Genomic DNA, 21495 nt, shown 5'->3' with positions numbered 1-21495 from the left:
GGGATTTTAGCATCCGCCGTATCCATGGTAGAAAGATGCGCCAATAATGATTAAAAGGATGAATAAAACGACAATCAAGGCAAATCTGCTGCCATATCCAGCTTCTTTTTTCTAACTGCTTTCTTTCCTACCAGAAGAAAGCAGTGGCCAAAGCAAATCCGGCAATTGCCGCCAGAGCGATTGGATATCCATAACCATATCTGCGGTACCCCCATCCGCCGTAGAAACCGTAACCGAATCCTCTTGACCCTCCAACAGGCTGAATCCAAACATGCTTATTCGTAACCCGGGTAATTCTCCCTGTATGCACCTTGCCATCACGGCAAGTGAGTCTGACTGTTCTCCCGACATGTTTGTTGCAAAGGTGATAAAAGTTTGATTGAGACATAATGTTCCTCCTTTCGCTCGTATTTGTACTAGTTTATGCAGCAGCTGAATTGTTGGATAAGCCAAAAGTCTACGAATATTTATTATTGGAATCTAAATTAATATCTTTTTTCAATTAATAAAAAACAATGGAGTACATATAGATGAAAAACATTCAGAGGAAAAGAGGAGGAGGAACGTGTGCCTGTTTTGGATAGTCGAATATGGGTTCACCAGTTTGTAGAAGCCTGCAAAATACAACGCCGACAAGATCCTTATTTTCTTCAGTGTGAAGCGTTATGCTCTCCGCTTCAGGAACTGTTTCCTGCTCTAAGTCCGGAAGAACTTCATTATCATCTATTGACATATGGACTGTTTGAGCCAGCAGAGTGGAAGGGGATTCAGCGGACTGTCCAGAAAATGGAGAACAATAACATATGGGAGCTGGTCGATCAAGAATATAAGCGGTTAAAAAAGAAATGGAGGGGTCCTGAAGCCGCAGTCATTATTTTTCCAATACGGCGGTCCCGTTCAGTTAAAAAAAGGATTCGAAAAAATGGAGCAGCTTTCAAGACAGCTATCTTTTTATTTTTATCGCCCGGCTTGCAAGAAGAAGAGATAAAGTCTTTATTGGCCCACGAATACAATCATCTGTGCCGGCTGGCGTATTTAGGAAAAGAAGAAACAGACTTATGTTTAAAAGATGTTCTGATTCTCGAAGGGCTTGGAGAATTTGCCGTAAAAGAATTATACGGAAAGAAGTGGCTTGCTCCGTGGACCCGGCTTTATACATTTGAGGAAGCATCGGCGATTTGGAAGTCAATATTTATTCCATCTTTAACGATCGAGGGGAAAGAACATTATCATGAATTTCTATATGGCAGTACAGGCGGGCCTCTGCCAAAATGGATTGGCTATTCTATTGGCTTTCAAATTGTGGATTCATTTTATCTTTCTCATGGTCCTTTTGAAAATGAAGAGCTGTACAAAAAAACCGCTGATGAATTGATAGCAGGGTCAAATTTCCGCTATTAAATTTTTGAAAATGAAAAAGTGGCCATTCTCTTAATGAAAATAGCTGCTGTGAATAGATAACGATAAAGGGATAGAGGGAAAAATCCTTAAAAAAGATAAGCGGATTTGCATTTAGTGCATGGTGTTAAAAGTGGAAGGCGCTTTAAAAAACAGTTTCCTTTTCTGTCCTTCGAGCATAGGTTGTAAAAAAAAGCAAAGGAGAGAGAAATAATGGATTCGGATAAAAAGAATCTGCCTGGCCTGTTTCAGCATTCATTTTTAGATATGGTAAAATCGCTTGATTCTTTATTTGATGAATCAATCAAGCATTTTGACCAGTTTTTCAGCCATCCTTTTTCCGTCGTCTGCTATGAAACAGGGGCAGATATGGTCATCGAAGCGAAACTATTAAACTGCAAGAAAGATCAAATACAAATAAACATGCTAAGAAATGGACAGGTAAAGATTAGTGTGGAGCATGAAACGTCTACAACAGCTGGAAATAGTGAAAATGTTATTTTTTTAAAAAATCAATCGGTCCAGAAATTTGAAAGAATCGTAACGCTGCCCCATTCTCCTGAAGCAGAGAAAGCAAAAGCAACGTTTAAAGATGGGCTGCTGAGAATTATCATTCCAAAAGGAAAACAAACAGAAACAATCATTGAAATTGATTAATATACTTGAAAAGCATGTTGGCAACGATCTTTTAACGAACAAGAAAGCAGCCTCTTCATTTGAGGCTGCTTTTCTCTGGAGATCGTTTAAATGGCATCCACCAGTTGGCTGTACCGAGCAGTTTCATTAAGCTCGGCACAAGCAATAGACGGACAATGGTTGCATCAATGGCGATGGCCACGGCAATACCGATTCCGATTTGCTTTACCGGAACAACACCGGTAAAAGCAAATGCGCCGGTAATGACGATCATAATAAGCGCAGCAGATGTAATAATTTTACTGGTGCTTGCAAGCCCTTCTACCGTTGCATACGTATTGTCGCGTGTTTCCAAGTAATACTCACGAATACGGGAGATTAGGAAGACCTCGTAGTCCATACTCAAACCAAAAACGAGACTGAACACAAGAACTGGCAAAATAAGCGAAATATCGGCTGGTTCCATTCCAAAATGCCCGCCCTGGAACAGCCAGACGAGAACACCAAACGTCGCGCCCAGGCTGATCACGTTCATCAAAATCGCTTTAAGCGGGATAAGAATGGAGCGGAACGCAATCATTAAAATGAAAAATGTGGAAATCAAAATGACCGACAAAACCGGAATTACCTTATTGAAAATTTCATCGTACAGTTCCTGGTTAAATTTCGGCTGTCCGCCAAAGGCAATGTCCACCGGCCAATCCACTGTGCTCCAATTTCGGACAAGTGTCTGCGCTGCATCCGAGTCCGCTTCCACGTTAAGTGAGATCGGGAGGAGCAGCTGATCTTCTTTTATAAGCCCATCAATGACCGGCTGAAGCTGGGCGGACGACTGTGGGTTTTCGAGAAGGGCTGCAAGCTTCGCGGGATCGGTTTGGCCGCTAATAGAAAATAACGTTTCTGCTTCACTAACCGCTTTTTCCTGTTCGAATTCACCCTGCAAATCCTTTATCACAGCAAGCCCTTCTTCATTAAGCCAGCCGTCTTTGCGTTCAGCGACAGCATACACAGTTGATGCGGCATCCTGCATAAATGCCTCTTCAATTTTGTCATAAGCTGTCCGTGACTCAAACGTTTTTGGCAGCGAGTCCGCCGCTGGAATAGCCAAATTCATATTTTTAACTGGAATGATACCAGCGCCAAGAATAACGAGCGCAAGTAAGGCAATCAGCACCGGCCGCTTCATCACAAAACCGGCAAAGGTGCGCCATCGATTAGACGCATCCGGATTAGGACGGAGAATCTGCCATTTATCAACGCGGTCTCCAAGCAGCTTCAGCATGGCTGGAAGCAGCGTCATTGATGCGATAACCGCAATGGCAATAACCGTCATGCCGCCGATTGCCACGTTTTTGAAAATATCGATATCAATTAACAGCACTGAGCCGAGCCCAATAAATACACAAAGCGCGGAAAATAAAATGGAGTGGCCGGATTTAGACTGCGTGATCTGAAGCGCCTCATCAATTGTCCGCCCGTTTGCCCGCTCTTCTTTATAGCGATTAATAAATAGAAGCGAAAAATCAATTGACAGCGCGAGACCAAGCATCGGCGCAATGTTTAAAATAAATATCGCAAGATCCACCGAGTCAGCAATGAATGACAAAATACCGAAGCCGATCACAATCGTGACACCACCAACAATTAGCGGCAAAACGGATGCCACAACGCTGCCAAGCGCAAGCAAAAGCACGATAAGCGCCACTGGCAGGCCAATCAGTTCCGCCCGTTTTAAGTCATCCTGGCTCGCCTTGTTAATATCTTTTGAAATAACGGGTCCGCCTGTGAGAGAAATACCGTCTTTCTGATCGATAATCGAACGGACGTTTTCAATAACAGGATCCATTGCAATGGATTCGTCTTCGAAATGAACAGCTGCATAGGCGATATCAGCCTCCATCCAATCGCTGTTCTCAATCGGTGAATCAATTGCGGAAGGAGAAACAGAGCCGTCTATACTCGTTAAAGTCGATTCGATTTTTGACCGAAAAGCATTCTCTGACTCACTTTCGTTTTTTTCAAACAAAACGAGCAGTGTATTTTCCGGAAAATCGAATGTGTCGTGCAATTCCTTCTGAACGGTTTCATAGTCTCCGTCTGTCCGAAATCCGTCACCTTCAAGTTTAGATGGGAGCTTTGCGGCAAAAAAACCGAATGTAACAGCAGCAATCAGCCACAAAGCAAGAATGAATTTCCAAGACCGGATGACAAAGGAAGGTGAATGATTCAAAATGAAAGCTCCTTTAATAGTAATATCTTTCATCATATAAGAAGATGGCGAAATATTAAAACAATTAATCTCATAAATTATATTGACACTGAAAATCATTATCAATATAATGAAAAAAGTGAAAATAATTCTCATTTAACATGAAAGGAGGAAGAAATGTTTGTTGAAATGAAAACAATCATTGTGAAGCCGGGAACGTCTCATCTTATTGTTGAGAACTTTCAAGCAAAGAACGCAATGGCTGATATGAATGGTTTTATCGATAAACGCATTCTTGTCCGGTCGCGCAATAAAGAAGAAGAAAAAGTGATTGTCACGATTCGCTGGGATTCGGAAGAAGCGTATAAAGGATGGAAAAAAAGTCCGGTCCATATTACGGGGCACCGTGAAAAACGTGAAAAGCCGGAATACATTATCGATTCTATGAGTGAAACGTTCACAGAAGTGTCATCCGGAATTCCTGTTTAACCGGACATGTACTTGCACTGACAAGTTCTTTCTTTTAAAATGAAATGGAAAAGCTGTTAGAGGAGAATGGTGATGTATAGGCTTGACGACTCAATTGGATATAAGCTGTTTCAAAGTTCACGGCTTATGACCAATAGGCTGAACCAGTATTTCCGCTTAAAAGGCTATCTGATCACACATGAGCAGTGGCAAGTGTTAAGCCGTCTATTTGAGAAAGACGGGCAGACACAGCAGTCGCTGGCCGTGTTGAACGAGCGGGATGAAGCGAGCTTGTCGCGCCTCGTCGCCAATATGGAGCGAAGCGGGCTCATTGAAAGGCGGCCACATCCGACAGATAAACGGATTAATCTTGTGTTTTTATCGGACGAAAGCAAACGGCTGAAAGAGGAGTACACAGAGATTGCTGAGCAGACGATTGAAGATGCGTCTTTTGGCATTGACCCTGATGCATTTGCGGAATGCCTGCGGACATTGGATCAAATTCGCCGCAATTTATCGTGAAAAAGTATGCCGGTTCTGAATCGGCATTTATATTTTTCACTTCAATTGAGAATGAGTCTCTCTATCATCATTTGCGTGACAGCAATACAAAGGTTAGGACAAATTATGAAAAAACGTTACTTAGTTCTATTGCTTATCGTGTTATCTTTTACATCGTTATTTGTCGGCGTGACAAGCATTTCGCCGCTTGATCTATTCCGGTTTGATGATCACCAGACGCAAATCTTCTGGCAAAGCAGGGTGCCGCGGCTGATCAGTATTTTAATTGCCGGTGTAACACTGAGCATCAGCGGATTTATTATGCAGCAGCTGAGCCGTAATAAATTCGTTTCTCCAACAACTGCAGGGACGATGGATTCGGCCCGGTTCGGGATTTTGATCGCGCTTATTGTGTTTACCTCCGCCAGCCCATTTGAAAAAATGGTCATTGCGTTTATTTTCTCGCTTGCGGGCACTTTTTTGTTCATGAAAATCCTCGACCGGATTAAAATGAAAGATCCGATTTTTATTCCGCTTGTTGGGCTCATGTTCGGGAATATTATCAGCTCAATTACGACGTTTTTTGCATACAAGCATGACTTGATTCAAAATATGTCGGCCTGGCTGCAAGGGGACTTCTCCATGATTACGGCGGGCCGCTATGAAATGCTTTACATCAGCATTCCGCTTGTTTTGATTGCGTACATATTTGCTGACCGGTTTACAATTGCCGGCTTAGGCGAAGATTTTGCAAAAAACCTTGGTTTAAACTATAAGCAGGCTGTAAATGTCGGATTGATTATTGTGGCATTGTCCACGACGCTCGTTGTGTTGACAGTTGGGCTTATTCCATTTCTCGGTCTCGTTGTTCCAAATATTGTGTCAATTTACCGGGGAGACAATTTAAAAAACAGCTTGTTTGATACGGCGCTTCTCGGTGCGGTGTTTATCTTATTTTGCGACATTCTCGGCCGAATCATCATTTTCCCTTATGAAATTCCGATTGGCTTGACCGTTGGCGTCATTGGGAGCGGGATTTTTATTTACTTGCTGATGAGGAGACGGGATTATGCGTGAAAAAAGCAAACTCATACTATTAATCTTGCTTGCGGCCGCATCGATTGCCGGCTATATGTTTATTGAACTCGGACCGAACTGGGATTACGCGCTGCCAAGGCGCGCAGAAAAAATTGCGGCGATTGTCTTAACAGGGACGGTCATTGCGATTGCGACATTATTGTTTCAAACGGTCACTAACAACCGGATTTTAACTCCGAGTATTATCGGACTCGATTCGCTTTATATGCTCGTGCAGACGACACTTGTTTTTTTCCTCGGCTCAACCAGCCTGACGGTGATGAACAAGCAGGTGAACTTTGCCATCTCCATTGGTTTTATGGTTGTGTTTGCGCTCGTTTTATACCGGTTCCTGTTTCGCCGGGAAGGTCAGAACATTTACTTTCTATTATTGCTCGGGTTAATTATCGGCACCTTTTTCGGCAGCTTTACGTCGTTTATGCAGGTGCTGATCGATCCGAACGAATTTCAAATTATTCAAGACCGGATGTTTGCGAGCTTTAATAACATTCAAACGGAAGTCCTTGTGATGGCAGCCGTTATTACAGCGGCCGCACTGCTTTATATGATGAAATTTGTAAAGTATTTAGACGTCCTTTCGCTCGGAAAAGAAACAGCCATCAACCTTGGCGTTGATTACGACTACACGGTGAAGCGGCTGCTTGTTATTGTCGCGGTTCTTATTTCCGTTGCAACAGCGCTTGTCGGTCCGATTACATTTCTCGGACTGCTCGTTGTTAACGTTGCCTATGAAATGTTTAAAACATACAAGCATTCCATTTTAATCTTCGCATCAGCGCTTGTGTCAATTGTGGCACTGGCAGCCGGACAGATGCTCGTTGAACATGTGTTTACCTTTTCAACGCAGCTCAGTGTCATTATTAACTTTGTCGGCGGCATTTACTTTATATACTTATTGTTAAGGGAGAGTAAAACATAATGGTAGAAGTGCAGTCGATCTCGAAATCATACGGATTAAAAGCAGTTGTCGATAATGTCTCAGTGAATATTCAAAAAGGCAAAATCACGTCTTTTATCGGTCCGAACGGTGCCGGGAAAAGTACACTTTTGTCCATTATCAGCCGGTTGATGAGCGCTGACACAGGAGAAGTATTAATTGACGGCCAAAAAGTAAATGAAACGAAAAGCCGGGATTTGGCGAAAAAAATCGCCATCCTAAAGCAGTCAAATCATTTAAGCCTGCGTTTGTCGGTTCGGGATCTTGTATCATTTGGCCGGTTTCCTTATTCGCAGGGAAAGCTGACGAAAGAAGATCATGTCTACATCGATGAAGCGATTCGCTACATGGAACTTGAAGATATGCAGGACCGGTATTTAGATCAGCTGTCCGGCGGCCAAAAGCAGCGTGCGTTTATCGCGATGACGATTGCGCAGGATACAGAATACATCTTACTCGATGAGCCGCTTAATAATTTGGACATGAAGCATTCGGTTCAAATTATGAAAGTGTTGCGCAGACTGGCTGACGACCTTGGCAAAACGATACTGATCGTGATTCATGACATTAACTTTGCGTCTGTTTATTCTGATTACATTGTTGCATTAAAAGACGGAAAAATCGAAGCGCAAGGAACCGTAAATGAAATTATAACAAGTCTGACATTAAAGCAAGTATACGGGATGGATATGTCCATTCAAGAAATTAACAATCAAAAAATATGCGTCTATTTCAGCTAATTAAAGGAGAAAAAACAATGAAAAAATATTTATTGTTCATCGTGATGGCCCTATTTGCAATGATCGCGGCAGCATGCGGTTCATCTACATCAAGTGAAGAAAGTACAGCAGAACCAGCAGAAAGCAATGAAGCACCAACGGAAGTAACAGTGACACACGAGCTTGGCGAAACGACTGTGCCGGTTAACCCGGAAAAAGTAGTTGTCTTTGACTTTGGTTCATTGGATACAATGGCGGAGCTTGGGATTGAGCCTGTCGGTCTTCCGAAAGAAAACATCCCTGATTATTTGTCCCAGTTTGAAGACGAAAAATATGAAAACACAGGCAGCTTAAAAGAGCCTGATTTTGAAAAAATTAATGAATTGGCACCAGACTTAATTATCATTTCCGGCCGTCAAATGGATTTGTACGACCAGTTTGCGGAAATTGCGCCGACAGTTTATCTTGCTGTTGACGAGTCCAACTATATGGAATCATTTAAGAAAAATGCCAAAACAATCGGCCAGATTTTTGACAAAGAAGCAGAAGTAGAAGAAAAACTGGCAGCGATTGATGAAAAAGTTGCGGCATTAAATGAAAAGGCGTCAACAATGGAAGGAAACGGATTGATCATTTTGGCGAACGAAGGCAAAATCAGCGCCTATGGCCCAGCTTCACGCTTTGGGATCATTCATGATGTCTTTGGTGTAAAAGCAGTAGATGAGAATCTCGAAGTATCCACGCACGGTCAAAGCATTTCATTCGAATACCTCGTTGAAAAAGATCCGAACTACTTGTTCGTAGTTGACCGCGGTGCTGTTGTGACAGAAGGGGAATCTTCTGTGAAGCAAGTGGTGGAAAATGATTTAATTAAAGGCACAAAAGCTGTGCAAAACGATAACGTAGTTTACCTTGATCCAAATGTTTGGTATTTGTCAGGCGGAGGATTACAGTCTGTGCTGGCGCAGGCGGATGAAATTGAAAAAGGCATTGCCGAGTAAAACGAAAAAACAGGACCGATGCATAAACATCAGTCCTGTTTTTTCGTTTTGAGCGTAAACGTTGTGCCGAGCGGAGATGTTTCTTTTAATTCCAAATCGCCGTCCATCGCCCGGGCAAGCAGCTGGCTGAACGGAAGTCCAAGACCGAGCCCGCGAACTTTATATTTTTTATTTTCTCCACGGTAAAAACGTTCGAAAATAAGCGTTTTTTCTGATTCGGGGATGCCGATCCCTGTGTCAGATACATCGATTAGAGCACACGCATCTTCATTTTTGACAGTAACGGTCATTTGTCCGCTATTTTCAATCGCATGAGCAGCATTGTTCAAGAGGTTCATCATAATCTGGCGGAATCGATCCGGGTCAGTCAAAACGATAAGGTCACGTTCATATGGCTGAAAGTGAACCGGGATGTCATCTGGATTACGGGCTAAATTCCATTCATGTACGATGCCGCGTGTCAAATCATTCAGTTCGTGCGGTGCGGTTGAAACCGGCAGCGCATTAGCCGCGAATGTGTTAAATTCCAGCAAGTCGTTAATCATTGTCTGCATGCGTTCTGTTTCTTTCAATGAAATCGTAATAAACTCTTTCGCTTCTTCTCCTGTCACGACATCATCTTTTACCGCCTGCAGCAAGCCGCTGATCGACGTAACAGGTGTTTTTAACTCGTGTGTGACACCGGCAAGCAGTTCGGCCCGGATTGATTCCAACTGCTCCAAACGAACGGCCATGTCGTTAAACGATGTGACAAGATCGTACACTTCCTGTTCTTTTGCTTTGGACGGTATGAGTGAAACACCATAATTGCCGTTGCGTATTTCTTTCGCCGCTGCTGCCGCTGCGCTGATCGGGCGGGCAAGGCGCCGTGATAAAATATAAATGGCCGCCCAGCCAAGCAAGCCGCTTCCGATAATGAGCAGCGCGAGCAGCCGATATTCATCGTTCAAATCCGCAAATTCATCTTCCTGCTGAAGCATTACGACCCAGCCAAACGTCACATCATCCACAATAATCGGTTTTTTAATTAAATAAACGATTGCGCCGTTGCTTAAGCCCGAAAACGTCTGTACATCGCTTTTTTTCTCTAGCACAACAGAGGGAAAAGAGCTTTCTTTATACAGGTCTTGATCGCCTGCGGATAAAATAGTACCGCCTGCGTCGGTAATAAAAATGGAAGGGGGAGATTCCATTTTCATCAGTTCGTCCCGGGCATCAAGCATATCTTGATCAAGATATGCAGACTCTGTGCTGCCTTCTTCATCCTGTTGGCTGCCGGCAATCCGTCCGGCCAGCTCTGCGGCTAAAAACTCAGATACATCCAGCCGGTTTTCGAGCGTTGTGTGCCGAATCCACACGACCGACAGCATGGCCAGCACAAGCAGTCCAAGAGCGAGCGTAATCGCATAACGTGTTGTCCAGTAGCGAAGCAGCGATATGCGCCGTGCTTTATTCCTCAACAACAAACTGATACCCCAATCCGCGCAGCGTTTTGATTTCTCCCTCAGATGCCGGCCATTTTGCGAGCGCTTTGCGAATCCGTTTTACCGACAGATCGACAGCGCGGTCGCTTCCATCGTAGTCATGCCCCCATACTTCATCAAGCAGCTGATCACGCGTGAATGTCCGGTTAGGGGAGGATGCTAAAAACAAGAGAAGAGACAAGTCACGGGGCGTCAGAGTAATTTCTTTCCCAGCCAGCGTAATGCGGTGCGCTGTAAAATCGATCGTCAGGCTGCCAAATTGATGAACTTTTTCATCCGGCCGGTTTTCTTCGGAACGGCGCAGCACCGCTCTTACGCGTGCGACCATTTCATCTGCGATAAAGGGCTTTGAAATATAATCGTCTGCACCGCCATTTAACCCGTCCAGCCGGTAATTTACATCGTTTAGTGCCGTCAGCATAATGACCGGGCAGCTGCCGGATTCCCGGATTTCCTTTAATACAGTCCAACCGTCCTTACCAGGCATCATGACATCAAGAAGGACAAGCGAGGGAGAAAGAGAATGAAATTTTTCCACTGCTTCTGTTCCATTAAAAGCCTGCACGACCTGAAATCCTGCTTTCACCAAATATACTTTCAGCACTTGGCTGATCGCTGGTTCGTCCTCCGCAATTAAAATGGTTTGCATTGTACATACTTCCTTTCCTTTTTGTAGCGCTGTGGCCAAGTTCATTCAGTCAGCGGGATGCATCCTAAAACAGGTTCGACAAAAAACCGGCCTCCCTTGGCCGGTTTTAATAAAATCCATTTAATTTTTCAGCCGCTTCTGGATTTATATTAGAAATAGCAGCAATCAAGTCTTTCGTACGCTGCCCGGTTGTTTCAATGCCAAAGTAGTCAGCCACGTTATGTACATGTGCTTCATGGCTCTTTTTTACCTCGAGACGAAGCGTTTTTTCATCTTTTCTGTCAGTCTTTATACCGAGCGCAGCCGCTTGATTTTGCAGTTTTGCCAGCCGGACTTTTTTTGCTGCTGTCTCCAAATCATCGCCTTCAATATGAATGCCGAGTGCTGCTGCCTGATCGGCGAGAACATCAGCGAAATTTTTCGTTCCAGTTCGTGCGACGGACGGTGCCACCTGTTCTTTAATAAGGGGCGGGGAGGCGGCTTGCGCTGGAGAAGAGTGAACACCGCTTAAAATCGTAATCGATAGCGCGCCGGTCATAACATATGACATTGTTTTCTTCTTCATAATTCTTCCTCCTATGCAATTCCTTTACTAGATGATTTTATTTTACCCGGGAATTATGTCGAGTACATGTCAAATCGATAAATTTTTTGTGTTTTTTTCGAACGATTAATGAATTTTTTAATAGAGGCAACATGGTCTTATGGAATTATGTAGTAAGAGAGGAGATGTGAAATGTTTATATAAAAATCTGATTTTGTATAAATGCTTGGCATGTTGCATACGTCAATTTTGATTTAATTTTGTTACTTTTAGAAACTAAATATAAAAAAATGATTTGAACAAGTCAAGTAACTAGGTTTTAAAAAGTGGAAAGATATCATTTTTTTAAAAAATGGTGTATACTTATGTTATACAAAAGAGGTGAAAGGGTATGAATCTTTGTCCGAAAGTCGAAAAAGCGATGCAGCTTTTAGGTAAACGCTGGACAGGGCTTGTCATTAAGCAGCTTCTTGATGGTCCGCAGCGTTTTTCTGAGATTAAAGCGGGATTTCCGATCAGCGGAAAATTGCTGACAGAACGGCTGAAAGAGTTAGAAGACGAAGGTGTTGTCACAAGAAAAGTGTATGCAGAAGTACCAGTCCGGGTTGAATATACATTGACTGAAAAAGGCCGTGCGCTGAGAGCAGTTATAAGCGAAATTGAGCATTGGGCGCAAGATTGGATGGAAATCGAAGAACAAGTACAATAATCGCGACTTTTGTCTCGTTTTAGCGGGCAGCGTAACGGGAAGGGGACAGAGAATAAGATTAAAGGAGAAATAATATGTCCCGTGAACAGCAAAAACTGCTTGAAGTCATGCAGGAAGCATATTTGCATGGTGAACAGCGAGATACAGAATTAACAGCATTGTTGACGCTTATTACCGAGAAATTGTCATCAGTCGTGAAGCCCGATTAAGCAGGAGAGAGAACTCCTGCTTTTTGTTTTGGCAAAAAGAGAAGAAATGTGTAGAATAAAGAGGGTGCGTTAAATCGGAATTATTTTGATTTAAGGAAGGTATGAAAAGATGAAAACAGAGCTTTATATTATTGGTGGTTTTCTCGGCAGCGGCAAAACAACACTGCTGCTTCAATTGCTTGAAAAAGAAAAAAAAGCCGGACGAAAAGTGGCTGTGTTAATGAATGAAATTGGAGCCATGTCCGTCGATTCAGCTCTGCTTGGAGAAGAAACAGCGGTGAGGGATATGCTTAATGGCTGCATTTGCTGCACGATTAAAGATGAAATCGAAGTTGAGCTGCTGACGCTTTATAAAGACCATCGGCCAGATGTTATTTATATTGAAACAACTGGTGCCGCGCATCCGATGGAAGTGCTGGATGCATGCACGTCGCCGATTATTGCCATGCAAATTGACGTAAAAGGCATTTTAACACTTGTTGACTGCGCCCGCTGGATGGAACGAAACCGTCTTCCGATTGCGCACCGGAAACTAATGGAAGACCAGGCGCGCTGGAGTGACGTTGTCGCACTTACAAAAATAGATCTTGTGAACGAAAAAGCACTGGCTGAGGTTAAAAAAGGTATTCGGTCCCTTAATGAAAAAGTGGATCTTCGAGAAATGAGTTTTGGGAAAATGGAAGGGGGCATCACGTTTGGCGGCGGCAGCCGGTCGGCAGAAGACCACCACGTGCACCATCATTTGCACGTTCGGACATTTGCTTATGAGTTTGTCAATCATGTGCCGCGGGCCGCTTTTATCAAATGGGTGGAGAAGCTGCCGGATTCGGTACTTCGGATAAAAGGGTTTGTGAAATTTGAGGATTCCGGTGAACGGCCTGAACTGTTTCAATATGCATATGGCGTGCCTTTTTTTCAGCCGCAGCCGATGAAGCTGCAAACGGTTATCGTGATCATTGGGGATGGGCTTGACGAAGAGGTTCTTCGGAAGCAGTTAAATAAGCTTGAAGGGGTATTTTAAGCAATTTTTTTACGCCTTTAACGTAATGCTGGCATGCGGGCGGCTATCGCCGATAAAATTAAATATCGGCGATCAACCAGCACAAACCGGTTCTAAATGAAAAATACCGGCGATCACACAGTTCATTCAGGAGCAATCAGCAAAATACCGGCGAACGCAGTAAAATAATCGCTCAAAAAAAGGATGCGGCAGCATCCTTTTTTATTAAACAGGCAAACTTTCCAGGTAGTCGCGTACTTCTTCCGGAGACTTGGCGTTGGCGCTGTGCAAATGTGCCAGCTTTTCGCCATCTTGGAATAAAAGCAGGCTTGGTATGCCCATCACGTCATATTTTTGCGCCGCATCAGGAAAATCATCACGGTTCAATTCAAACCAGCGATACTGTCCGTAATCGGCGATAATGTCATCAATAAACATATCCATTCTTGTGCAGTCCGGGCACCAGCCGGCGTAAAACTTAATGATGACCGGTTCGCTTCCGGCAATAATTTCTTCAAATTGTTCGTTCGTTTTAATAGCTTCCATTTCAAACACCCTTTCTTCTTATATAATAGTTTTTTGCTTAAGTATTTTACCATGCTTGTTGAAAGATTTCTTGTTTCTGAACCGTTTGACTGTTGTACAATGACTCAAGAACGTTATAATAGAAACTGGCCTATTTTTAGTAGAAAGAGGAGTTTACATGAATTCTCAACAACAATCAAGCCGTATTGATTACGGATTGATGTTAATTTTGCTTATGTTATTTATCGTCAGCTGTGTCGCGATTTACAGTGCACAGACGACCGGTCAATATGGTACAAACTTTGTCATCCGGCAAGTTGTCTGGTATGTGGTTGGAATTGGCATTATCACTTTATTTATCCGCTTTGATTCAGATCAATTTCATGGCATGTCTTGGTATTTGTACGGCATCGGGATCTTTCTGCTTGTTTTTTTAATTATTGCACCGTCATCCATTGCGCCGACAATTAATGGCGCAAAAAGCTGGTATCGTTTTCCCGGAATAGGACAAATCCAGCCATCCGAGTTTTTTAAAATTTTTCTTGTTTTAACGCTGTCCCGGATTATGGTGAATCACCATTTGAAAAATCCGATTAAAACGATTCAAAGTGATTTACTTCTTCTGGTAAAGCTTGGAGCTACAACTGGAGTGCCGCTTCTCTTAATTATGCAGCAGCCCGATCTTGGCACGTCGCTTGTGTTAATTTCCATTTTGCTTGGGATGATTTTTGTTTCTGGCATCACCTGGAAAATATTGCTTCCATTATTTGGGAGTGCATCGGCGCTTATTGCGCTTATCTTTTACATGGTTTTATGGCACCCGGCCATTCTGGAAAAATATATGGGCGTGAAGCAGTATCAGTTCGGCCGTATCTATTCCTGGCTGGACCCTTACAACTATGAAAGCTCGACTGGTTTCCATTTAACAAGGTCGCTTCTTGCCATTGGTTCCGGGCAGACAATGGGCAAAGGGTTTGGCTATCGGGAAGTTTATCTCCCTGAAAGCCACACGGACTTTATTTTTAGTATTATTGGAGAAGAGTATGGATTCATTGGTGCATCGATCGTCGTCAGTCTCTTTTTCGTGCTGATCTATCACATTACGAAACTCGCATTAACAACAAAAGTACCCTATTATTCTTACATGTGTGCAGGTGTGATTGCGATGATTACATTCCATGCGTTCCAGAACATCGGTATGACGATTGGGCTTCTGCCAATTACCGGGATTCCACTGCCGTTTATCAGCTACGGGGGCAGCTCGCTTATGGGGAATATGCTGGCGCTGGCACTTGTTTTCTCGATTACGTACAATGAACGTCACTATATGTTTTCATCTGATCAATCGTAGCCCGCTTATATAGCGGGTTTTTTTATTGCTTTCCGTTACTATTGTAACGGTCTATAATGAAAAATATGGAATGGAAAGGGAGGATTAAGCATGAAAGAAGCTGTAACATCCGGCATTCGGCGCCGTTATTTACTTTTATCATTGTCTATTTTATTTTTGTTAACAGCAGCGGGGGCTGGTGCCTTTGTTTATATGAAACATTCACAAGAAGAATTGATGTCAAAGCGAGAAGCATTATATGATAAGCAGGTGAAATTGGAGACACTGCGGGATTCGCTAAATGATATGTTTTTTCGGGCAAGAGGGTATGTGGCTTTTCAAAATAATGAAGAGCTTGAGCAGGTGTATGTAGATATTGAACAAGTAAACGAGGCATTGACTGAATTAAAAAACATTCATTTAAATATGGAAGAAAAACAATTAACACAACAGCTTACTGAATTTATGGCTGCCTATGAAAATGAATCACTGCCTGCCCTGATTGAAATGGTAGAAAGAGATGATTATGAGGGGCTTCGCGAGTTTTCTAGCAGCGGCCTAACGGATTCGGTAAATCAATTTGTGGCTTATGCAAAGCAATATAAAACGGATATTGATGATGATTTGGAAGCTTTATCAGAAGAAATGCTTCAGCAGGCCAATCAATTCACACTAATGATGATTGTCTTTATCTTTCTATTATTCTTGTTTATTACATACTTAATTTGGCGCATGATGAAAGAAATTGTAAGACCGCTTGAACATATGAGAAAAGCAGCAGATGATTTCGCATCCGGAAAAAGCTTTTCCTTGCTGCCGGTCGATCGAAATGACGAAATCGGTGTGTTGTTTTCTTCGTTCGGGTCCATGATTCGAACCATCCAAGAAAAAGAAGAAGAGCTAATGGCTCAAAATGAAGAGCTTATTATGCAGCAGGAAGAGCTGCAGGAGCACCAAATAAAAATTGAAGATTCGCTTTGTGAAACAAGACAAACGAAAGAACGGCTGGAGCGCTACAATGAATTAAATCATGTGCTTTCTTTTTCACTCGACAAACAAGAGCTTGCAGACTCGGTCCTGGAATATTTGGATAAGGTCTATCAATTGGATTTGGGACTGTTCTGGCTTCGGGACAGCGGAGAATATGCATTGAAAGGCGTAACAAAGGCTTTGTTTGATGAGTTTTCCAAAAGCCGCATTAAATACATTGATCAGCGGCTGAAAGAAGACTCTTTTTTTACAGTGAAAAGAGAAGCGGTTCAGGAAAAAGGGCTTGCTTCAGAAACAGTCTATATTCATGAGTATTTTGCAGGTGTACGCAATCAAGATGGACAGATGACGGCTTTATTCGGTGGTGCAAGAATTGGGCATCCTTTTTCTTCGGAAGAACAAAAAGACCTGCTTGGTTTGGTCAATCGGATTTCCTTGGCCATTGAACGCATTCAGTTGTATGAACGCAATGTAAAAGAACGGGTATTAAATGAACAGATTGTAAACAACATCAACGAAGGAATTCAACTTGTTGGGACTGATGGTATGATGCTGCAGCGAAATGAAGCGCTTTGCTCGATTCTTAATTGCGGCAATGTGCCGCTTGATGCAGCGGTTGAAAAAGGACAGTGGATTGATCAGCTGGCCAGTCAAACCGATGATCCGCCAAAAATGAGAGGATTTCTGGAAAACTGCATATCTAAATATGAACACGGTGTCTATGAATACCGGTATAGAGTTTTAGAGCCCTCAGAACGGGTCATTGATGTATACAGCGCCCCGGTTTTAATTGATGGAGAAAAAACAGGAACCATTTTTGTTCATCGTGATATTACAAAAGAGTATGAAGTCGATCAGATGAAAACGGAGCTGGTCAGCACTGTGAGCCATGAACTGCGCACGCCGCTCTCAAGTGTTCTTGGTTTCACGGAACTGCTGCTTCATAAGCAGTTGAAGCCGGAAAAACAAAAAAAGTACTTGGAAACGATTTACAAAGAAGCGAAAAGACTGACAAACTTGATTAACGATTTCTTAGATTTACAGCGAATGGAGGCGGGCAGTCAAGTTTATCAAATAGAAGAATTGCAAATCAATGAGATAGCTGTTGAAGCTGTGGCCCGTTTCCGCTCAGAAAGCAGTCACCCGATTGTTGTAGTGGATGAAGCGACAGATGTGCGAATTGAAGGTGACAAAGAGCGTCTCGCCCAAGTGCTGACCAATATCATCGGCAATGCGATTAAGTTTTCGCCGGATGGCGGCCACGTAACGTTGAACCTTTCAAATGAAGAAAATCAGGTCGTTGTGTCGATACGGGATGAAGGCATTGGCATTCCAGCCGAAGCTGTACCGAAGCTATTTAATAAATTCCAGCGCATTGATAACAGCGCGCGCAGGAAAATTGGCGGAACAGGACTGGGGCTGGCGATTTGCCGCGAGATTATCGAAAAGCATAATGGCATGATTACAATTGAATCAGAAGAGGAAAAAGGAACAACAGTCCGTTTTTCATTGCCGCTTCTTTCATCCGGAACGGGCGGGATGGCTCGTGAGGAAGGAAAAGAAAACAGTCCGTCTGTTATGATTGTTGAAGATGATATGAGTCTGGCTCTCCTGTTATCAGAAGAACTAAAGATGAATGGCTTTACGGTGATCTATCACTTGAATCCGTCTGAAGCCTTTGAAGAAGCAAAACGAACACCGCTTGTAGGCGTTGTCATTGACATAATGCTTGGGGACGATTTAAATGGGTGGGATTTAGTAGGCCTTTTAAAAGAAGAAAAAGAAACCCGGAACATTCCAATCATTATTTCTTCTGCGCTTAACCAAACAGAAGAGGCAGAAAAACTAAGTCAAATTGATCATTATTTAACGAAACCGTATCCTCCTAACGAGTTGTCGAAAGCCATCCTGGGGTTTTTAACGGAGCCAATGCAGCAAGGCGTTATTTTCTATCCAGAGAAAGGTTCTGGTCAAAATGAAAGTAAATAAAAAGTGGATTGTGCTGCCAGGGATTCTTTTTTTGCTTTTGCTGCCCCGGCTTATATGGGAGTTGAGCGAAACAAAAGAAGAAAAGGTGGTGATTTTGGATAAAACCGTGCCAACGGACGATAAAAGAGAGCACCGTGCTCTCTCTTGGGTGCTGAAGCATTTGCATTTTAGCACCTTTGGCGGGGAGGATGACTATTACGGCTACTTTCCTGAAAAGAAAACGAAAGAAAAGGCGTTGCCCGAAAGTCTTAAAGATGCTGACGTCATTTATGCGGTCGATACGTATGGAGTATACGATGAAGAAAATAATTTAGTATACGGCGGTTTGGAAATGAGTGAGTGGGAAGCGATCAAACAGCAAACAGCCGATCATCCAACAACCTTGATTATGGAGTTTAATACGTTTGCGTCTCCAACAAAGCAAGATGTAAAAAACGATATGGCCTCTTTTCTTCACACAAAGCCGACTGGATGGACCGGACGCGCCTTTCAAGATTTAAGCAAAGATAATAACGAGTTGACAGAAGGTATTATCTCGCTTTATGAAGCGGATGGTGAAAAGTGGACATTTAAAGGTTCTGGTTTTGTGCTTGTGAACGAAGAACAAGAAAAAGTAATTGTGCTCTCAGATGAATCAGGTGATTTGAACAGTACAAAGCTGACGATGGATTTTACACCTGAAGGAAAACGCATAACGGGTCTTAATAAAGCAGCCCCATACACGTATTGGTTTGATATAACCGTACCGGAAAACACAAACGATATTCTAGCAAACTACCAATGGGATTTATCCCAAAAGGGAAAAGCGGCAGTGGAAAGAGAAGGGATTCCTCTGTCGTTCCCGGCTGTTATTCACCATGCTTATGAACAGTCTGATCTGTTTTATTTCGCAGGGGACTTTGCGGATACAGCTGAGGTCTCTTCTGTTTACAAATATGCCGGTTTTGCCTCTATGCGTGCGCTGATTACACCATCCACTCTTTATCCAGAGCAGGCATTTTTCTGGAAAACGTATGTGCCGCTTATGAAAGGCGTATTGTCCATGGAGAAAAAAGCAGAAAAAGAAGCGGCGGCAGTTCCGGTGGAAGAGAAAAACGGCCTTTTTTACACAGCTCGCTTAAATGGCGATCGGTTTGATGTGCTTGAAGACGGCAAATGGAAAACGATAACGGCCAAAGGCGTAAACATCGGTATGGGCAAGCCGGGCGCTTTCCCGGGAGAAGCCGCCATTTCAGAATCGGAGTACTATGACTGGCTGACTCAAATCGGTGAAATGAATGCCAATATGATTCGGGTTTATACGATTCATCCACCCGGTTTTTATAACGCATTAAAGAGATATAATGAGGAACACGATAAGCCGATTTATGTGCTGCATGGTGTCTGGGTTGATGAAGGGCCGTTAGAAGAGACCCTTGATGCATTCACGCCAGAAATTACGAATGAGTTTCAGTCTGAAATGAAACGAGTTGCCGATGTGATTCATGGCAATGCGGATATTGAACAGCGCACAGGCCATGCGTCAGGTGTCTACCGGGCGGATATATCGCCTTATGTAATCGGCTGGGTGCTTGGAATCGAATGGTACCCGTATATGGTTGATAATATGAAAACGAAACATGCAGGCCTTGCCCAATACGAAGGGGCGTTTGTCCGGACAGAACAAGCTGAACCGATGGAAATTTGGCTGGCCGAGCAAATGGATACAATGATGAAATATGAGGCCGACACGTACAATTGGACAAGGCCGATGAGCTTTACGAACTGGGTGACGACGGATTTGCTTGACCATCCGGCTGAGCCGCAGAAGCAGGAAGATTTAGTATCGGTTAATCCGAACACGATCAGGCCTAAAAAGGATACGCAGATGTTCGCTTCTTACCATGTGTATCCATATTACCCTGACTTTTTAAATTTGGACGACAAATATTTAACATACAAAGATTCACGAGGTGAAAACAACAGCTACGCTGGCTATTTGCATGACCTGCGTGCGGCGCATGACATGCCGGTGCTGATTGCGGAATTTGGCATTCCCGCTTCCCGCGGCATGACCCATCGAAACGCGTTTGGCTTAAATCAAGGCTTTATGAGCGAAAAGCAACAAGGTGAAGGCCTTATTCATCTATACGATGATATTTTAGCGGAAAAGATGATGGGTGGCCTTGTGTTTACGTGGCAGGATGAATGGTTTAAACGAACATGGAATACAATGGATCTGGATGACCCGGAGCGCCGTCCATATTGGTCAAATGCCCAGACAAACGAGCAGCAGTTTGGACTTCTCAGCTTTGACCGGCTGCTTGTGAAAACAGATGAGAATATGAAGGACTGGAAAGGGATTAAACCATTCCAGGGGAAGGAAGATCACCTTTATGTTACACACGATGAACGCTACCTTTACATCCGGTCGAAAACAGTAGATGGGAAGATGCCGACGATTTATTTTGATGTTCATCCGACAATAGGAAGCGAGAAGTTTGGAGGCGTATCGTTTGAATTAAATAATCCGGAGTTTGAATTATCATTTGATAACGAGAAAAAAGGGAATCTCCGGATAGATGCCTATTACGACACCTTTTTGTATCAATACGGATTTGATGTGCCAATGCTAAAGCCAACGCCGCAAAAGCCGGTGAATAACAGCGGGGTGTTAAATCCGATTCGATTGGCATTAAACAAAGAAATTGTTCGGCCTGATACAGGCAAAGTGCTTCCGTTTGATTATTATGAAACAGGGGTTATGCGGTTTGGCAACAGCAATCCGGAATCAGCCGATTATGATTCTCTTGCGGATTATTATGTGAATAAAGAATCAGGAGACGTTGAACTCCGCATTCCATGGCTGTTGTTGAATATGAAAGATCCGAGTAGTCATAAAGCAATGGGAGATATCTTTAAAGAAGGAATAGCAGCGGAAGAAACAATTGAAGGCATTGGCATCGCTGTATCTTTTGCTGAAGAATCAACAGATGCCATTCCGAAGATGAATATGTACGAATGGGAATCTTGGAATGAAGGTAACCTTTCAGAGGAAAGGCTGAAACAATCCTATTATTTGCTTCAAAATCGTTTTGAAAAAGAAGACCAGTAATATAA

At 43.1% G+C, this 21495-nt stretch carries 20 protein-coding genes and 1 pseudogene; 14 read left to right on the top strand and 7 right to left on the bottom strand.

All coding sequences use genetic code 11. The features are described 5' to 3' along the window. Window positions 1–6 precede the first annotated feature (6 nt). Together BA724_RS17745 and BA724_RS01280 are read right to left on the bottom strand one after the other, a co-directional pair. A pseudogene (locus BA724_RS17745) lies at window positions 7–99 on the bottom strand (YjcZ family sporulation protein); the annotation flags it as partial. A gap of 28 nt (window positions 100–127) precedes the next feature. Then, window positions 128–388, bottom strand: a complete 261-nt coding sequence (locus BA724_RS01280; RefSeq protein ID WP_069936884.1) for a hypothetical protein — start codon at window positions 386–388, stop codon at window positions 128–130. 179 nt (window positions 389–567) lie between these two features. Between BA724_RS01280 and BA724_RS01275 the strand changes: the two genes are divergently transcribed. Continuing rightward, on the top strand, window positions 568–1401 hold the full coding sequence (locus BA724_RS01275; RefSeq protein WP_069936883.1) for a DUF2268 domain-containing putative Zn-dependent protease: 834 nt from the start codon (window positions 568–570) through the stop codon (window positions 1399–1401). Window positions 1402–1611: 210 nt separating this feature from the next. Beyond that, the gene (locus tag BA724_RS01270; protein WP_069936882.1) at window positions 1612–2055 is read left to right on the top strand and encodes an Hsp20/alpha crystallin family protein; all 444 of its coding nucleotides are present in this window, start codon (window positions 1612–1614) and stop codon (window positions 2053–2055) included. Between the two features lie 55 nt (window positions 2056–2110). Here the strand turns inward: BA724_RS01270 and BA724_RS01265 are convergent, their stop codons facing one another. Continuing rightward, the gene (locus tag BA724_RS01265; protein ID WP_245676107.1) at window positions 2111–4264 is read right to left on the bottom strand and encodes an MMPL family transporter; all 2154 of its coding nucleotides are present in this window, start codon (window positions 4262–4264) and stop codon (window positions 2111–2113) included. Window positions 4265–4420: 156 nt separating this feature from the next. Here BA724_RS01265 and BA724_RS01260 point away from each other — a divergent pair, with 156 nt between their 5' ends. The 6 genes from BA724_RS01260 to BA724_RS01235 all read left to right on the top strand — a co-directional run bounded on the left by BA724_RS01260 (window position 4421) and on the right by BA724_RS01235 (window position 8967). Beyond that, complete coding sequence (locus BA724_RS01260) at window positions 4421–4732, top strand: antibiotic biosynthesis monooxygenase family protein (RefSeq protein ID WP_069936881.1); 312 nt, start codon at window positions 4421–4423, stop codon at window positions 4730–4732. 72 nt (window positions 4733–4804) lie between these two features. Further along, window positions 4805–5233 (top strand): MarR family winged helix-turn-helix transcriptional regulator, encoded by a 429-nt coding sequence (locus tag BA724_RS01255; RefSeq protein WP_069936880.1) that lies wholly within the window; start codon window positions 4805–4807, stop codon window positions 5231–5233. 105 nt (window positions 5234–5338) lie between these two features. Then, window positions 5339–6289 carry an ABC transporter permease gene (locus tag BA724_RS01250; RefSeq protein ID WP_069936879.1) on the top strand — a complete coding sequence of 317 codons (951 nt, stop codon included), beginning with the start codon at window positions 5339–5341 and terminating at the stop codon, window positions 6287–6289. Then, on the top strand, window positions 6282–7229 hold the full coding sequence (locus BA724_RS01245; RefSeq protein WP_069936878.1) for an iron chelate uptake ABC transporter family permease subunit: 948 nt from the start codon (window positions 6282–6284) through the stop codon (window positions 7227–7229). Before BA724_RS01250 ends, BA724_RS01245 begins: the two co-directional genes overlap by 8 nt. Continuing rightward, complete coding sequence (locus BA724_RS01240) at window positions 7229–7987, top strand: iron ABC transporter ATP-binding protein (protein WP_069936877.1); 759 nt, start codon at window positions 7229–7231, stop codon at window positions 7985–7987. The genes BA724_RS01245 and BA724_RS01240 overlap by 1 nt, the downstream gene beginning before the upstream one ends. Before the next feature lie 17 nt (window positions 7988–8004). Continuing rightward, a complete protein-coding gene (locus BA724_RS01235; RefSeq protein WP_069936876.1) occupies window positions 8005–8967 on the top strand; it encodes a siderophore ABC transporter substrate-binding protein in 963 nt (320 codons plus the stop codon). 29 nt (window positions 8968–8996) lie between these two features. Here the strand turns inward: BA724_RS01235 and BA724_RS01230 are convergent, their stop codons facing one another. The 3 genes from BA724_RS01230 to BA724_RS01220 all read right to left on the bottom strand — a co-directional run bounded on the left by BA724_RS01230 (window position 8997) and on the right by BA724_RS01220 (window position 11665). Further along, window positions 8997–10430 (bottom strand): sensor histidine kinase, encoded by a 1434-nt coding sequence (locus tag BA724_RS01230; RefSeq protein ID WP_245676106.1) that lies wholly within the window; start codon window positions 10428–10430, stop codon window positions 8997–8999. After that, on the bottom strand, window positions 10417–11100 hold the full coding sequence (locus BA724_RS01225) for a response regulator transcription factor (RefSeq protein ID WP_069936874.1): 684 nt from the start codon (window positions 11098–11100) through the stop codon (window positions 10417–10419). The genes BA724_RS01230 and BA724_RS01225 overlap by 14 nt, the downstream gene beginning before the upstream one ends. A gap of 106 nt (window positions 11101–11206) precedes the next feature. Next, window positions 11207–11665, bottom strand: coding sequence for a hypothetical protein (locus BA724_RS01220; protein WP_069936873.1), 459 nt, complete (start codon window positions 11663–11665; stop codon window positions 11207–11209). A gap of 370 nt (window positions 11666–12035) precedes the next feature. On the opposite strand from BA724_RS01220, the gene BA724_RS01215 reads away from it, so the two are divergent. The 3 genes from BA724_RS01215 (at window position 12036) to BA724_RS01210 (ending at window position 13583) form a co-directional block, all read left to right on the top strand. Next, window positions 12036–12353 (top strand): winged helix-turn-helix transcriptional regulator, encoded by a 318-nt coding sequence (locus BA724_RS01215; RefSeq protein WP_069936872.1) that lies wholly within the window; start codon window positions 12036–12038, stop codon window positions 12351–12353. A 74-nt stretch (window positions 12354–12427) separates the two neighbouring features. Beyond that, window positions 12428–12562, top strand: a complete 135-nt coding sequence (locus BA724_RS18965) for a hypothetical protein (RefSeq protein WP_281181978.1) — start codon at window positions 12428–12430, stop codon at window positions 12560–12562. A gap of 109 nt (window positions 12563–12671) precedes the next feature. Next, window positions 12672–13583 (top strand): CobW family GTP-binding protein, encoded by a 912-nt coding sequence (locus BA724_RS01210; RefSeq protein WP_069936871.1) that lies wholly within the window; start codon window positions 12672–12674, stop codon window positions 13581–13583. A 204-nt stretch (window positions 13584–13787) separates the two neighbouring features. Here BA724_RS01210 and BA724_RS01205 read toward each other — a convergent pair whose 3' ends face one another. Then, window positions 13788–14108 carry a thioredoxin family protein gene (locus BA724_RS01205; protein ID WP_069936870.1) on the bottom strand — a complete coding sequence of 107 codons (321 nt, stop codon included), beginning with the start codon at window positions 14106–14108 and terminating at the stop codon, window positions 13788–13790. Window positions 14109–14265: 157 nt separating this feature from the next. On the opposite strand from BA724_RS01205, the gene BA724_RS01200 reads away from it, so the two are divergent. The 3 genes from BA724_RS01200 to BA724_RS01190 all read left to right on the top strand — a co-directional run bounded on the left by BA724_RS01200 (window position 14266) and on the right by BA724_RS01190 (window position 21490). Beyond that, window positions 14266–15438, top strand: coding sequence for an FtsW/RodA/SpoVE family cell cycle protein (locus tag BA724_RS01200; RefSeq protein WP_069936869.1), 1173 nt, complete (start codon window positions 14266–14268; stop codon window positions 15436–15438). 90 nt (window positions 15439–15528) lie between these two features. Next, the gene (locus BA724_RS01195; RefSeq protein ID WP_069936868.1) at window positions 15529–18396 is read left to right on the top strand and encodes an ATP-binding protein; all 2868 of its coding nucleotides are present in this window, start codon (window positions 15529–15531) and stop codon (window positions 18394–18396) included. Beyond that, window positions 18383–21490, top strand: a complete 3108-nt coding sequence (locus tag BA724_RS01190) for a hypothetical protein (RefSeq protein WP_069936867.1) — start codon at window positions 18383–18385, stop codon at window positions 21488–21490. The genes BA724_RS01195 and BA724_RS01190 overlap by 14 nt, the downstream gene beginning before the upstream one ends. Window positions 21491–21495: the final 5 nt, after the last annotated feature.

Source organism: Domibacillus iocasae, assembly GCF_001750285.1.
Lineage (GTDB): Bacteria > Bacillota > Bacilli > Bacillales > Domibacillaceae > Domibacillus > Domibacillus iocasae.
Note: the sequence above shows the minus strand (reverse complement) of the source record. Positions and strands in the feature narration are given on the sequence as shown.